The organism is Xanthomonas hortorum pv. pelargonii, from assembly GCF_024499015.1.
In the GTDB taxonomy this organism is placed as follows: domain Bacteria; phylum Pseudomonadota; class Gammaproteobacteria; order Xanthomonadales; family Xanthomonadaceae; genus Xanthomonas; species Xanthomonas hortorum_B.
In genome coordinates this window covers 427,562-441,106 of record NZ_CP098604.1, presented here as the reverse complement: position 1 = coordinate 441,106, position 13,545 = coordinate 427,562, and the positions used below count along the sequence as shown (strand labels likewise).

General features: G+C 66.8%; 10 protein-coding genes. 6 read left to right on the top strand and 4 right to left on the bottom strand.

What is annotated here, in order from left to right:
* Positions 1-79 precede the first annotated feature (79 nt).
* Positions 80-550, top strand: coding sequence for a 23S rRNA (pseudouridine(1915)-N(3))-methyltransferase RlmH (gene rlmH / locus NDY25_RS01955; protein WP_168957765.1), 471 nt, complete (start codon positions 80-82; stop codon positions 548-550).
* 251 nt (positions 551-801) lie between these two features.
* Here rlmH and NDY25_RS01950 read toward each other — a convergent pair whose 3' ends face one another.
* Positions 802-1,485, bottom strand: a complete 684-nt coding sequence (locus tag NDY25_RS01950; RefSeq protein WP_168957764.1) for an energy transducer TonB — start codon at positions 1,483-1,485, stop codon at positions 802-804.
* Between the two features lie 307 nt (positions 1,486-1,792).
* On the bottom strand, positions 1,793-2,527 hold the full coding sequence (locus tag NDY25_RS01945; RefSeq protein ID WP_006449949.1) for an SIMPL domain-containing protein: 735 nt from the start codon (positions 2,525-2,527) through the stop codon (positions 1,793-1,795).
* A gap of 122 nt (positions 2,528-2,649) precedes the next feature.
* On the opposite strand from NDY25_RS01945, the gene NDY25_RS01940 reads away from it, so the two are divergent.
* The 3 genes from NDY25_RS01940 (at position 2,650) to NDY25_RS01930 (ending at position 8,814) form a co-directional block, all read left to right on the top strand.
* Entirely contained in the window at positions 2,650-3,222 is a 573-nt protein-coding gene (locus NDY25_RS01940; protein ID WP_168957763.1) for a Maf-like protein, read from the top strand.
* Complete coding sequence (gene rng, locus NDY25_RS01935) at positions 3,222-4,721, top strand: ribonuclease G (protein WP_251754762.1); 1,500 nt, start codon at positions 3,222-3,224, stop codon at positions 4,719-4,721. Before NDY25_RS01940 ends, rng begins: the two co-directional genes overlap by 1 nt.
* A gap of 169 nt (positions 4,722-4,890) precedes the next feature.
* Complete coding sequence (locus tag NDY25_RS01930; protein WP_256627737.1) at positions 4,891-8,814, top strand: YhdP family protein; 3,924 nt, start codon at positions 4,891-4,893, stop codon at positions 8,812-8,814.
* Positions 8,815-9,027: 213 nt separating this feature from the next.
* On the opposite strand, the gene NDY25_RS01925 is transcribed toward NDY25_RS01930, so the two are convergent.
* A complete protein-coding gene (locus NDY25_RS01925; RefSeq protein ID WP_168957761.1) occupies positions 9,028-9,795 on the bottom strand; it encodes a DUF6065 family protein in 768 nt (255 codons plus the stop codon).
* 99 nt (positions 9,796-9,894) lie between these two features.
* Here NDY25_RS01925 and tldD point away from each other — a divergent pair, with 99 nt between their 5' ends.
* Positions 9,895-11,340 (top strand): metalloprotease TldD, encoded by a 1,446-nt coding sequence (gene tldD, locus NDY25_RS01920; protein WP_043889082.1) that lies wholly within the window; start codon positions 9,895-9,897, stop codon positions 11,338-11,340.
* Positions 11,341-11,422: 82 nt separating this feature from the next.
* Here tldD and yjgA read toward each other — a convergent pair whose 3' ends face one another.
* Positions 11,423-12,028: a ribosome biogenesis factor YjgA gene (yjgA, locus tag NDY25_RS01915; RefSeq protein WP_168957760.1), complete on the bottom strand. Its 606-nt coding sequence runs from the start codon at positions 12,026-12,028 to the stop codon at positions 11,423-11,425.
* Positions 12,029-12,173: 145 nt separating this feature from the next.
* On the opposite strand from yjgA, the gene pmbA reads away from it, so the two are divergent.
* On the top strand, positions 12,174-13,541 hold the full coding sequence (gene pmbA, locus NDY25_RS01910) for a metalloprotease PmbA (RefSeq protein ID WP_168957759.1): 1,368 nt from the start codon (positions 12,174-12,176) through the stop codon (positions 13,539-13,541).
* Positions 13,542-13,545 lie beyond the last annotated feature (4 nt).

The following is a 13,545-nucleotide window of genomic DNA, read 5'->3' as shown; positions in this document are numbered from 1 at the left end:
CCCGCTGTAACCGCACCATGACACCGCTGTGATCGACGTGGTTCCGATGCCCGGGCTGTGACGCGGATATCATGTCGTGATGAAATGCCGACTCATCGCTACCGGCGAGCGCGCACCGGCCTGGGTGGCGCAGGGCTTTGCCGAATATCAGAAACGTCTTTCGCACTGGATGCCGCTGGAGCTGGTCGAGATCGAACCCGGCCTGCGCGGCAAGGGCCGCGACGCGCAACGCGCCACCGACGACGAAGGCCGCCGCGTGCTCGCCGCGCTGCCCAAGAACGCCTACGTGGTGGCGCTCGATATCCCGGGTCGCCCGCTCAGTTCGGAGCAGCTCGCCCAACGCATGGAGCACTGGCGCGGGCAGGGTCGCGATCTGGCATTCCTGATCGGCGGCCCCGAAGGTCACTCCGCCGATGTGCTGAAAACAGCCAGCGAGAGCTGGTCGATCGGCCCGTTGACCCTGCCGCACATGCTGGTGCGCCTGATCGTCGCCGAGCAGCTGTATCGCGCTGCGGCGATGTTGGCCAATCATCCGTATCACCGCGCGTGAGTGGTGACCAAGATTTTGCGGTGTGCCAATAGCCGGTGCTGTTGCCTGTCGTGGTGACCAGCCGGTCAACGCTGCAATGGATCGTGTGTGCTGCTGATATTGCATCGCGAGCCCTCGTCAGGAGGCTGTGCCCGACAATTGGAAATCCATTGCACGAGCACCTGCTCCAAGAGCGCTTCCATGCCGGTCTGATGCGGCGCACTGCTTGAATGCGGCGACTCGAAGCCCGAGTCGCCGCACCCGAGTACCACTCAATTCAACGAAAAACTCACCGGCACCAGGCCATATGCCTGCACGGCCTGGCCATTCTGCATCGCCGGCTGGAAACGCCAACTGCGCAGCACCTGGCTACGTGCAGCCAGATCGAGTGCGCGATGGCCGCTGCTGGTCTGGACGCTCACTTCGGCCGGGCGCCCATCGGTACCGACCAACACGCGCAGCAGCACCGTGCCTTGCTGCCCGGCACGCAATGCGGCCACCGGGTAACCCGGCGCCGGTGAGCTCAGATACTGCAGTTGGCCTGCCTCGACCGGGCCGCTGGGTGCGGCAATGGCCGGAGCGCTGTCAGCTATCGCGTCGGAGACAGCGGGCAAGGCAAGCGCTGCGCTGTCCACCAACGGTGCCTGATTCACCACTGGTGTTTGCACCTGTACCTGCACCGGCACGGTGGTCGGCGGTGTCTGCGTCGCCTGTGGCTTGAACTTCACTTCGATTGGGAACACCGCTGGCGGGGCGGGTGGCGTTGGGACCGTCATCGGCATGACCCAACGCTCTTTGGGCGTAGGCTGCTGCGGAATCGCCCGGTACGAGAGCGGAATCAGCAACAGCCCGCCGGCCAGTAAATGCAACGCCACGGCCGTACTCATCGCCAGAACGCGCGAGCTGTCGATGCCTGTGGATCGGGAAGAAACCTTCGATTGCGTGAGAACCATCATCCACCTCCTCAACGGAACTGCGGAACGGACCAGCGCGACCCGGACGCACACCACCATCCGGTGACGTAGGTTTACCGCGACCTTTGTGTGGACACAAGTGATTTCGCAGCGCCGGCGATGGCTCGCTGATTGACTCCGGGCGTATCGATTCGGGCTGCTTGGCTGGTGCGGCAGACTCGCGTACGACGACAGGCCGTTGCAGGTGACACGGCAAGGCGAGGCAGCAGAATTTTCGGTTTTCCCAAAAAAAAACTGCCCTCAGGAGAGGGCAGTCAGAAAAACCAGATCACGCTCGGTTTCGATCCGGTCAACGCCCCAATTCGAACGTCACATCCAGGTTGATCGACAGCGTGCTTTCGCCCGGTGCGACCGGGGTGTCCATCTCGACCTTGGCCGAGCGCATCGAGGCGGCCATCATCATCGGGCGCACGCCGCCACCGCTGCGGCCTTCGGAGATGCTGACGATGCGGCGCACCTTCAGGCCGAGCGACTTGGCGTAGGTGTCGGCGCGGGCCTGGGCCTTCTTCAGTGCGGCCACGCGTGCTTCGTCGTAGACCGGCTCGGGCTGGTCGATCGAGAAGCTGGGGCCGTTGATGTCGTTGGCGCCCTGGGCGACCAGGGCGTCGAGCACCTTGCCCAGGCGGGTGATGTCGCGGACCTTGAGGTTGACCGTGTTGCTGGCCTGGTAGCCGTTGATCTTGGGCGCTTCGTTTTCTTTGTAGGTGTACTGCGGGCTGAGGTTGATGCCGCTGGTCTGCACATCCTTGTCGGCGATGCCGGCGGCCTTGACGGCGGCCAGCACCTTGTTCATCTGCTCGGCGTTCTGGCGCATGGCGGCGTTGCCGTCGGCAGCCTGGGTGACCACGCCGGCAGACAGCGTGGCGATGTCCGGCACGCGCTTGGCTTCTGCTTCGGCCGACACATTGAGCAAGGTGCCGTCGTTGGGAATGGTGTAACTCGACGCAGGTTGAGCATGGGCGGTCATGGCGGTTCCGGCAGCGATCGAGAGGGCCAGCAACAACGGCTTGAAGGTGGTACGCATGAGATCTCCTTGTCTGTGTGCAGAGCGTGTTGTGAGTTCGATGAACATGTTGTGAGTCGAACGCGACCACTGTGTCCCATGCAAGCAAGCGGGCGAGCATGGGCAACAGGTATGCTGGAAGGATGCTTTATCTCGCCTCCCGGTCGCCGCGCCGACAAGAACTCCTGCAACGCCTGGATGTGCCGTTCCAGACCTTGCAACTGGACATGCCCGAGCTGCGCGCGCCCGACGAATCGCCCGCGCACTACGTGCAACGCGTTGCGCTGGACAAGGCGCGCGCCGGGCTGGCGCAGGTGCAGGCCAGCGACCCCGATGCGATCGTGCTGGGCTCCGATACCGAGGTGGTGTTGGGCGAGCGGGTGTTCGGCAAGCCGGTCGATGTGGCCGATGCGATCGCGATGTTGAGCTTGCTGTCAGGGCGCACCCACCAGGTGCTCACGGCGGTGGTTCTAGTCTGCGCACAACGTGCCCCGGCACAGGCGTTGGTGGTATCGGAGGTCACGTTCGACACGCTCGATGCTGCGCAGATCGCCGCCTATGCGGCCTGCGGCGAGCCGATGGGCAAGGCCGGCGCTTACGCGATCCAGGGACGCGCCGAACGTTTTATCAGCCATCTGTCCGGTAGCTATTCCGGCGTGATGGGATTGCCCTTATTTCACACCTCGCAGTTGCTCACAGCCTTCGGAGCGCATTGATGTCGGAAGAGATTTTGGTCAACGTCACTCCGCGCGAGACCCGCGTGGCGGTGATCGAGAACGGCATGCTGCAGGAACTGCATATCGAGCGCGGTTGGCGCCGTGGCGTGGTCGGCAATATCTACAAGGGCAAGGTGCAGCGGGTGATGCCCGGCATGCAGGCGGCGTTCGTGGAACTGGGCCTGGAGCGCGCCGCGTTCCTGCACGCCAACGACGTGATCCGCCCGGCGCCGGCGCCGGCCAGCGTTGTCGATACCGAAGAGACCCCGATTCCGCCGCCGCCGGCGGCCTCGGTGCCGATCGTGGAGCTGTTGCGCGACGGCCAGGACATCGTGGTGCAGGTGGTCAAGGACCCGATCGGCACCAAGGGCGCGCGGCTGACCACCCAGATCAGCATTCCCTCGCGCTATCTGGTGCTGCTGCCGCAGTCAAAGATCGTCGGGGTGTCGGCGCGGATCGAAGACGAGGCCGAGCGGCTGCGCCTGAAGACCATCGTCAGCGAGGTCTCGGCCCAGCACGGCGGCTTTGGTTACATCATCCGTACCAATGCCGAAGGCCAGCCGGCCGAGGCGCTGGCCGAGGACATCGCCTATCTGTCGCGGGTCTGGAACGTGGTGGAGCGGCGCGGCCGCGAAGCGCCGCCGTGCAGCATCATCTATGAAGACCTGAGCCTGCCGCTGCGTGCGGTGCGCGATCTGATCCGCCGCGACGTGGAGAAGGTCAAGGTCGATTCCAACGAAACCTTCGTGCAGCTGCAGGCGTTCGTGGCCAAGTACATGCCGGTGCTGGCCGAGCGGCTGGAGCTGTATACCGGCGACCGGCCGATCTTCGACCTGTACGGGGTCGAGGACGAGATCGGGCGCGCGCTGAACAAGCAGGTGCCGCTCAAGTCCGGTGGCTATCTGGTGATCGACCAGACCGAGGCGATGACCACCATCGACGTCAACACCGGTTCGTTCGTCGGCCAGCGCAATCTCGAGGAAACCGTGTTCCGCACCAACCTGGAAGCCGCGCAAGCGGTGGCGCGGCAGCTGCGGCTGCGCCACCTGGGCGGGATCATCATCATCGACTTCATCGACATGGACGACGCCGAGCATCGCCGCCAGGTACTGCGCACGCTGGAAAAGGCGCTGGCACGCGATCACGCCAAGACCACGGTGTACGAATTCTCGCCGCTGGGCCTGGTCGAGATGACCCGCAAGCGCACCGTCGAAAGCCTGGAGCGGCAGCTGTCGGAAACCTGCGGCCAGTGCAGCGGGCGCGGCACCATCAAGACCGCCGAGACGGTGACCTACGAGATCTTCCGCGAGATCACCCGTGCGGTGCGCCAATTCGATGCGGCGCGGCTGCTGGTGATCGCCTCGTCCAAAGTGGTGGCGCGCATCACCGACGAAGAATCGGCGGCGGTGGCCGAGCTGGAGGAGTTTCTGGGCAAGAGCATCCGCTTCCAGTCCGACGACCAGTATCTGCAGGAGCAGTTCGATGTGGTGTTGCTGTGAGGCTGGGAATGGAGAGTCGGGAATCGGGAATGGGGATGGAGCGAAAGTCGCTCTGCGGGTTACTGCCGACATCTTTAGAATGGCGGCGCGCGCAAGTGGATGATCGTGCGTGTGGCGCGTTTTCTGCTCCTGCGATTCCCCATTTCCCACTCCCCATTCCCGGCCGTTAATGCCCACCCCGCTGCGCCGCCGTCTGCGTCTGTTTCGCCGCTATGCGATCACCGCCACCGCACTCGTGCTGGTGGCGATCGCATTGCTGGTGGGTGCGGCCAGCCAGGCGTTGCCGCTTGCTGAGCAGCGGCCGCAGCAGATCGCCGCGTGGCTGAGTCAGCGCGCCGGCCAGCCCATTGCCTTCGATCGCCTGCAGACCGAGTGGACCCGACGCGGTCCGCTGTTGCGGCTGGATGGGTTGCGGATCGGCCCGCATGGCGAAGTGCGCGTGGGCCAGGCCGAAATCCTGCTGGCGATGTACGCCGGCCTGTTGCCCGGCCATTCGCTGACCGAAGTCCGCCTGCGTGGTCTGGCACTGACGCTGCAGCGTAGCGATGACGGCCTGTGGTCGGTGCAGGGCTTGCCGGCCGCGCGACGTGCCGACCCCTTGGAAGCCTTGCGTCGCCTCGGCGAAATCCAGGTAGCCGAGGCGCGTTTGCATGTGACCGCGCCTTCGATCGGCCTGGACACCACGTTGCCGCGCATCGATCTGCGTCTGCGTGTCAGCGGTTCGACGGTGAAAGTCGGCAGCCACGCATGGATCGATGTGCAGCGCGCACCGTTGACCACCGTGCTGGAGTTCGATCGCAACAGCGGCGACGGCAGCGCCTATGCGCAAGCCGACCCCGCAGATCTGGCCGCGTGGGCCTCGTTGCTGCACGTCGGCGGCATGCGTGTGGATGGCGGCGGCGGACGGCTGCAGGCGTGGGCACAACTGCGTGCGCGCCGCATCACTGGTGTCACCGTGGATGCCGATCTTCAACAGGTGCGCTTGTCCGGTGCCGCACTACCGGATGAAACCGCACGCCGCACGCTGGTGTGGGAGCGGCTGCAGGCACGCGCGCGCTGGCAGACCATCGAAGGCGGCTGGCGGGTGGATGCGCCGCTGCTGCGGCTCGGCCAGGCGGCCAAATTGCAGCAGTTGGATGGGCTGAGCATCGCTGGCGGGCGCCGTTACGCGGTGGTCGGCAAACATGTGGATGTCTCCGGTCTGATCGCAGCGGCGGCATTGAGCGACCACCTGTCGCCCACCTTGCGGCGCTGGTTGAGTTTGTCCAAACCCCAGCTGCGCGTGACCGACCTGCAGGTTGCAGGCGAGCAGGGCGGTGCACTGCGCGCGCAGGGCCGGATCGAAGAATTGGCGTTTCTACCGGTGGGCAACGCGCCCGGCATCAGCGGTTTGCGCGGGCAGATCGATGGCGATGCGCAGGCGGTCGAGCTGGATACCGCGCCCGATGCCACGGTGCGTTTCGACTGGCCGACCGGCTTCGGGGTGGTGCATGAGATCCAGCTGGCCGGCAAGCTCGTCGGCTGGCGCGACGGCGCCGGCTGGCAGGTCGCCACGCCGGCCTTGCGGGTGCAGGCCAAGGATTACGGCGCCAATGTGCGCGGCGGGCTGTGGTTCCAGAACGATGGCAGCCGCCCGCGCATCCAGTTGGCGACGCAACTGGACGATGTCGCCTTGCCGGTGGCGCGCAAATTCTGGATCCGCTCGAAGATGAGCAAGCCCGCCATCGACTGGCTGGACAAGGCGGTGGCCGGCGGCGTGATCACCGGCGGCACCGGCCTGGTCAGCGGCGATCTGGACGACTGGCCGTTCGAAGGTAACGACGGGCGCTTCGAAGCGTTCGGCCATATTCGCGACGGCGTGATCCCCTTCAATCCCGAGTGGCCGGCGATGGAGCAGGTGCAGGCCGATCTGAGCTTCCTCGGCAACGGCTTCTCCCTGCAGGGAAGTGGCGAGCTGGCCGGTGCGCCAATCACCCGGCTTGAGGCCGGCATTCCCAATTTCGCCACCTCCGAACTCTATGTGCGCGCCTCCACCCAGGCCGACGCCACGCAGCTGCTGAGCATGCTGCGCAAAAGTCCGTTGGAGCGTCGCTACGGCGACACATTGCGCAATCTCACGGTGTCGGGCCCGGCAACGGTGACGTTCGATCTGCTGCGTCCGCTACGCAGCAAGGGCGTGGGCGGGCATCTGCAGGGCACGGTGGCACTGCAGGGCGCCAAGCTGGCCGATGCGCGCTGGAATCTGGCCTTCGACCAGGTCAGCGGCCAAGCCGACTACCGCGACACCGGCTTTGCCGCCGAGCAGTTGAGGGTGCAGCACCAGGGCCGCAGCGGCGAGTTGTCCTTGCGTGCCGGCGGCTTCGTGCAGGACCCGAAGCAGGCGTTCGAAGCGCGCTTTGCCGCGACGCTGGATGCCAAGGAGTTGTTCGACCGCGCGCCACAGATGGAATGGCTGCGCCCCTACGTGCACGGCAGCGCGCCCTGGCAGGTGGGCGTGGATGTGCCGCTGCCGCCGCCGGGCCAGACCGATGCGAAGGCGATGTTGAGCCTGCGCTCGGACCTGGTCGGCACCACCCTGGATCTGCCCGCGCCGCTGGACAAGGCGGCCACCCAGCCGCTGGACACCCAGGTCAAGGTGGCTTTGCCGGTCGGCGATGGCGATATCGATGTGGCGTTCGGCAAGCTGGTGGCGCTCAAGGCCAGCAGCCAGGGCAACCAGACCGGCGTGCGCGTGGTGATGGGCACCGACACGGTCAGCGAGCGCCCACCGGCCAACGGATTGATCGTCACCGGCCGCACCGCCTCGCTGGATGCGATCGACTGGATCAGCCTGGCCCGCGGCAGCGGCGAGCCGGAGATGCCGCCGCTGCCGGGCCAGCCGGAGACCAAACAGAGCACCGTGCCACTGCAGCAGGTGGACGTGCAGGCAGACAGACTGCTGATGATCGGCGGCGTGTTCCCGCAGACCCGGCTGCGGCTGCGCCCGACCCGCGACGCGGTGGCGGTGACACTGGACGGGCCGTCGCTGGCCGGCCAGCTCACGGTGCCCAATGCCGACGGCGCCGCCGTGCAGGGCAAGCTGCGCACCGTGCACTGGCAGCCGGTGGTGGTGGCGGCCGAACCGGCCGCGCCCGAGCCGGGCGACCCGCTGGCCGGCGCCCTACCCGAGCCGGCGCGCCGCGCGGTGGCCGAGTTCGACCCGGTGTCGATTCCGCCGTTGTCGCTGGATATCGATGACCTGCAGGTCGGCAAGATGACCCTGGGCGCCGCCATCCTGCGCAGCAGCCGGCTCAGCGACGGCATGCAGGTGGATCAGCTGCAACTGCGCTCCAACGATCAGAGCATTGGTCTGACCGGCGCCTGGCGCGGCAAGGGCGAATCCGCCAGCACCCGGCTATCGGCGCGCGTGGACAGCCGCAATCTCGGCAATCTGCTGCAAAACCTCACCCTGGGCGGTCAGTTGCGCGGCGGCGAAGGCCAGCTGGAACTCAACGCCGGCTGGCAGGGTTCGCCGACCGGCTTTGCGCTCGGTTCGCTGGACGGCGATCTCAAGATCGATGTGCGCAACGGCCAATTGCTGGAAGTGGACCCCGGTGCCGGCCGTGTGCTCGGCCTCCTCAGCGTGGCGCAGTTGCCGCGCCGGCTGATGTTCGACTTCCGCGACTTCTTCTCCAAGGGGCTGGCGTTCAACAAGCTGGCCGGCGAGGTGCGCTTCGGCGATGGTTTCGCGCGCACCGACGCCATCCGCATCGAAGGCCCGGCCGCCGACATCGCCATCCGCGGGCTGACCGACCTGCGTGCGCAGACCTTCGACCAGACCGTGGACGTGAATCCCAAGGCCGGCAACCTGCTGGCCGTTGTCGGCGCCGTGGCCGGTGGCCCGGTCGGCGCGGCGGTGGGCGCGGCCGCCAATGCGGTGCTGAGCAAACCGCTGGGCGCGATCGGTGCCAAGACCTATCACGTCACCGGCCCGTGGAAGGAGCCGCAGGTGGACGTGGTGGAACGCGAAGCGCGCGAGCGTGTGCCAAGCAAACCGAGTTCTTCAAGTGCGCCAGGTGCCAGTTCCAGCAAGCCTGGTGCAGCGCCGCGCTGAGGCGCCCAAACGTGCGGCGCGCCGCGGGTTAGTCGAATGCGCCTAGCCCGCCGAGCGCAATGCTTCCATTCAGTCCGCACACCGCACACCGCACACCGCACACCGTCGCGCTGAGGCGCTGAGGCGTTGAAGCGCCCGCCGGGCAAATCGAATACACCTAGCGCCTTCCAGCCAGCTCTGCACGTGGCGAGCCGCGCCCAGACGCTGACGTGCTCAGTCTGCTGGCGTCCCGTTATCCGCCTCGTCTTCGCTGGCAGCACGCGCGAACATCGGCAGGCGCAGCCGCGAACGGTGGCCCGGCGCCGGCGCTTGATCCGCGCCAGCCACGCCACGGAAATAGCCGCGCTGCCATTTCTCGCGTGCGGCGGCCGATTGCGCATCCGGCAATGCATCCAGAAACCGCGTGCGGCTGTGGGTCCAGTCGGCGTGCTGCCGCGCCAGTTCCGGCGCCTCGGACAGCGGCTGCCACTGCGGTTGCACTTGCTCGATCAGCCGGCGTGGCAGCGGAAACAGATGGCAGAACGGCTCGCCGGCGTCGAAGCGCACCCGCCCGGGCCGGGTGAACTTCCAGTTCATGGTGAAGGTGTACGGGCTCCAGTCGGTTTCGACCATGCCGCTCAAGGCGCCGATGCCGTCCTTGGGCCGGTTCAATGGCCCGGTGACGAACAGATCGATGCCTTCTTCGGTGCGGAACAGGCAGGGCACGTGGAAGGTCAGCACGCCATAGCCGAAGTGGCTGATCGCCGGTGATGCGCTGCCGCCATCGGCAACGATCTGAATGGCGTCCAGGCCATCGCCGCCGTTCCAGCTGGCCGCGAAACTGGCCTGGCACAGCAGCTCCCAGCCATGCGCATTGGCGATCGCCAGCGGCAGGCAACGGTAGGCATAGCGCTGGTCGGTGGCGTCCATCCAGTCGCGCTCGTGCGGGGCGGGGCGGATGTCCAGCGTGTGGCCATCCAGGACGTGGGCAGTGAGCTTCATGCGCGGGCGTCGGCAGGGCAGCGGGCCTGCGATGATAGCCGCGCCGCACGTTCAGCCGAACGACTTGTCTCCCCGGCGTGCGGGCCCCATCCTGATCGCATGACCGATAACGCTCTCACTCTGGCCGAAACCCGGCTGCTGCTTCCTTCCGGCCTGGACACCGGCCATCTCGACCGCACCTTCGGCGCCCTGTTGGGCCCGGGCATCGACTTCGGCGACCTGTATTTCCAGCATTCGCGACGCGAGAGCTGGAGCGTGGAAGACGGCATCGTCAAGGACGGTGCGCATTCCATCGAACAAGGCGTGGGCGTGCGTGCGATTTCCGGCGAAAAGACCGGCTTCGCCTATTCCGACGACATCCAGCGCGAGGCGCTGCTGGAAGCGGCGCAGTCGGCACGTGCGATCTCGCGCGACGGCGGTGCGCAATCCACTCGCACGCTGGTGCGCGGCAGTGGCCGTGCGCTGTACCCGGCCACCGACCCGATCGACGACATGGACAGCGCGACCAAGGTCGAGTTGTTGCGTCGCATCGACCAGTACGTGCGCGCGGCCGACCCGCGCGTCAAACAGGTGATGGTGAGCCTGTCCGGTGGCGTGGACACGGTACTGATCGCGCGCAGCGACGGCGTGCTGGCCGCCGATGTACGCCCGCTGGTGCGCATGAACGTGCAAGTGATCGTCGAACACGGCGGGCGCCGCGAATCCGGCTATTCCGGTGGCGGCGGGCGTTACGGCTATGCCGAGCTGTTCGCCGACGGCCGCCCGGAAGGCTTTGCGCGCGAAGCGCTGCGCCAGGCCCTGGTCAATCTGGATGCGATTCCGGCTCCGGCCGGCGTGATGCAGGTGGTACTCGGCCCCGGCTGGCCCGGCGTGCTGCTGCACGAGGCAGTCGGCCACGGTCTGGAAGGCGACTTCAACCGCAAGGGCACCAGCGTCTACGCCGGCCGCATCGGCGAGCGCGTGGCCTCGCCGGGTGTGACCATCGTCGATGACGGCACCCTGGACGGCCGTCGCGGCTCGCTCAATATCGACGACGAAGGCACGCCCACCCAGTGCACCACGCTGATCGAAGACGGTGTGCTGGTCGGCTACATGCAGGACACCCACAATGCGCGCCTGATGGGCGTGGCGCCGACCGGCAACGGCCGCCGCGAGTCGTTTGCGCACCTGACCATGCCGCGCATGACCAACACCTACATGCGCGCCGGGCAGCACGACCCGCAGGAAATGATCCGCTCGGTGAAGAAGGGCATTTACGCGGTCAACTTCGGCGGCGGCCAGGTCGACATCACCAGCGGCAAGTACGTGTTCTCGGCCACCGAGGCCTACCTGATCGAAGACGGCAAGGTCACCGCGCCGGTCAAGGGCGCCACGCTGATCGGCAACGGACCGGAGACCATGCAGAAGGTGCGCATGATCGGCAATGATCTGGCGCTGGACGAAGGCGTGGGCGTGTGCGGCAAGGACGGGCAGAGCGTGCCGGTCGGCGTCGGCCAGCCCTCGCTGCTGATCGACGGCATCACCGTTGGCGGAACGCAGGCCTGAGATGCGGGGATTCGGGAATGGGGATTCGGGAATCGCAACAGCGGGGGCGTCGGGGCGTGATGCGTCCCGCCTGTGTGGTTCCTCAGTCCTCGGTCCGCGTTTCTTCGCTGTCGGCGTCGTCGCTCTCGTTGAGATCGATGTCGTCGTCGCCGGCATCCACTTCTTCGCCCGCCTGCGTGGACAACTCGCGCAGCACCTGGAACAGCTCGCGGTAGGCGCGCGGCGGCTTGTTCTTGGCCCGCTCGCTGATGGCGTTGCGCACCAGCTGGCGCAGTTGCTGGCGGTCGGCGGCCGGGTAGGCTTCCAGCAATTCGGCCAGGGCCACGTCGCTCTCGGCCAGCAGCCGCTCGCGCCAACGCTCGACGCGGTGGATCGCAGCCACTTCGCGGCGCGCGGTGTCGCTATTGGCATCCAGCGCGTCGCGCAGCGCGTTCAGCGTGGTGTCGTCCTCGCGGCGCATGTGCTTGGCCAGAAACGCCAGCTGCCGCTTGTGCGCGATATGCGAGGTGATGCGCTTGCTCTCTTCGATATGCGGAATCAGCGATTCGGGCACCGGCAACTTGGCCAGCTGCGCCGGGGTGAGCGCCACCAGCTTTTCGCCCAGGTCGAAAATTTCCAGCGCCTCGCGCCGTTGCTGGCTGCGGCTGGCGCCGCGAAATTCACCGGTGTCTTCGTCGCGTCCGCGCATTGCCACTACATCCCGAAACTTGGTTGATAAAAACTCCGGCCTTGAACGGCCGGGCGCCGGCGGAACACTCCGCACTGAATTCAGACACTCCGGCCAACGATGGCCGAGCTTTTGCGGAAGGATCCGCGTTCCTAAGGATAAAGCATTGAACGCACTCTCCTCCGAAACACGTGTCCACGACGACAGCCTGCAGCGTCTTGACGCGCTCACCGACATCTCGCAGCGCCTGCTCGAGCGCGCCCGTGCGGCCGGCGCCACCCAGGCCGAAGTGAGCTGCAGCGAAGAGCGCGGCCTGGACGTCAACGTGCGGCTGGGTGACGTGGAAACGGTGGAATCCACCCGCGACCGCGGTATCGCGGTCACCGTCTACTTCGGCAAGCGCAAGGGCAGCGCCAGCACCGCCGACCTGCAGGATTCCAGCCTGGAATCCACCGTGGCCCAGGCCTGCGCGATCGCCCGCTACACCGAAGACGACGTGGCCGCCGGTCTGGCCGCCCCGGAGCTGATGGCGCGCGACTTTCCCGAACTGGACAGCTGGCACCCGTGGGCGCTGGACGCCGACACCGCGGTGGACCTGGCGCTGGCCTGCGAAACCGCAGGGCGCGATGCCGATGCCCGGATCAGCAATTCCGATGGCGCCTCGGCCAGCACCGGGCTCAGCCTGTCGGTGTATGCCAACTCGCATGGCTTCATCGGCCGCGAGCGCGGCACCCATCATTCGATCAGCTGCGCGCTGATCGCCGGGCAGGGCGACGGCATGCAGCGCGATGGGTGGTACAGCAGCGCGCTGGCACGCGAAGACCTGGAAGCCCCCGAGGCGATCGGCCGCCATGCTGCCGAGCGCACCCTGGCGCGGCTGCAACCGCGTTCACTGCCGACCGGCCAGCTGCCGGTGCTGTTTGCGCCGGAAGTGGCGCGCTCGCTGGTCGGCCATCTGCTTGGCGCGGTCTCCGGCGGCGCGCTGTATCGGCGTGCCAGCTTCCTGCTCGACAGTGTCGGCACCAAGCTGTTCCCGGACTGGTTCAACATCGAGGAGCTGCCGCATCTGCGCCGCGGGCTGCGCTCGGCCGCCTTCGATGGCGAGGGCGTGGCGACGCGGCGTTCGGCGCTGATCACCGATGGCGTGCTGCAGCGGTATGTACTCGGTAGCTATTCGGCACGCAAGCTGGGCCTGCAGACCACCGCCAACGCCGGCGGCGTCCACAACCTGCAGGTCACTGCGAATGCGGGCGATCTGGCCTCGATGATGTCCGGCATGTCGCGTGGTCTACTGGTCACCGAACTGATGGGCAACGGCGTCAATCCGGTGACCGGCGATTACTCGCGCGGCGCCGGTGGTTTCTGGATCGAGAATGGCGTGATCGCCTATCCGGTCGATGGTCTGACTATCGCCGGCAACCTGCGCGAGATGTTCGCCGGCATCGAGGCGGTAGGCAACGATGTGGATCCGCGTTCGCACGTCAAGATCGGTGCGGTGCTGCTCAACCGCATGACGGTGGCAGGCGATAGCTGAGCGC

What these genes read in the sequence shown, in the direction of transcription:
- rlmH (WP_168957765.1), top strand. Translation starts at nt 80, where the DNA reads ATGAAATGCCGACTCATCGCTACCGGCGAGCGCGCACCGGCCTGGGTG.
- NDY25_RS01945 (WP_006449949.1), bottom strand. Translation starts at nt 2,527, where the DNA reads ATGCGTACCACCTTCAAGCCGTTGTTGCTGGCCCTCTCGATCGCTGCC.
- NDY25_RS01930 (WP_256627737.1), top strand. Translation starts at nt 4,891, where the DNA reads ATGCCCACCCCGCTGCGCCGCCGTCTGCGTCTGTTTCGCCGCTATGCG.
- tldD (WP_043889082.1), top strand. Translation starts at nt 9,895, where the DNA reads ATGACCGATAACGCTCTCACTCTGGCCGAAACCCGGCTGCTGCTTCCT.
- rng (WP_251754762.1), top strand. Translation starts at nt 3,222, where the DNA reads ATGTCGGAAGAGATTTTGGTCAACGTCACTCCGCGCGAGACCCGCGTG.
- NDY25_RS01950 (WP_168957764.1), bottom strand. Translation starts at nt 1,485, where the DNA reads ATGATGGTTCTCACGCAATCGAAGGTTTCTTCCCGATCCACAGGCATC.
- NDY25_RS01925 (WP_168957761.1), bottom strand. Translation starts at nt 9,795, where the DNA reads ATGAAGCTCACTGCCCACGTCCTGGATGGCCACACGCTGGACATCCGC.
- NDY25_RS01940 (WP_168957763.1), top strand. Translation starts at nt 2,650, where the DNA reads ATGCTTTATCTCGCCTCCCGGTCGCCGCGCCGACAAGAACTCCTGCAA.
- yjgA (WP_168957760.1), bottom strand. Translation starts at nt 12,028, where the DNA reads ATGCGCGGACGCGACGAAGACACCGGTGAATTTCGCGGCGCCAGCCGC.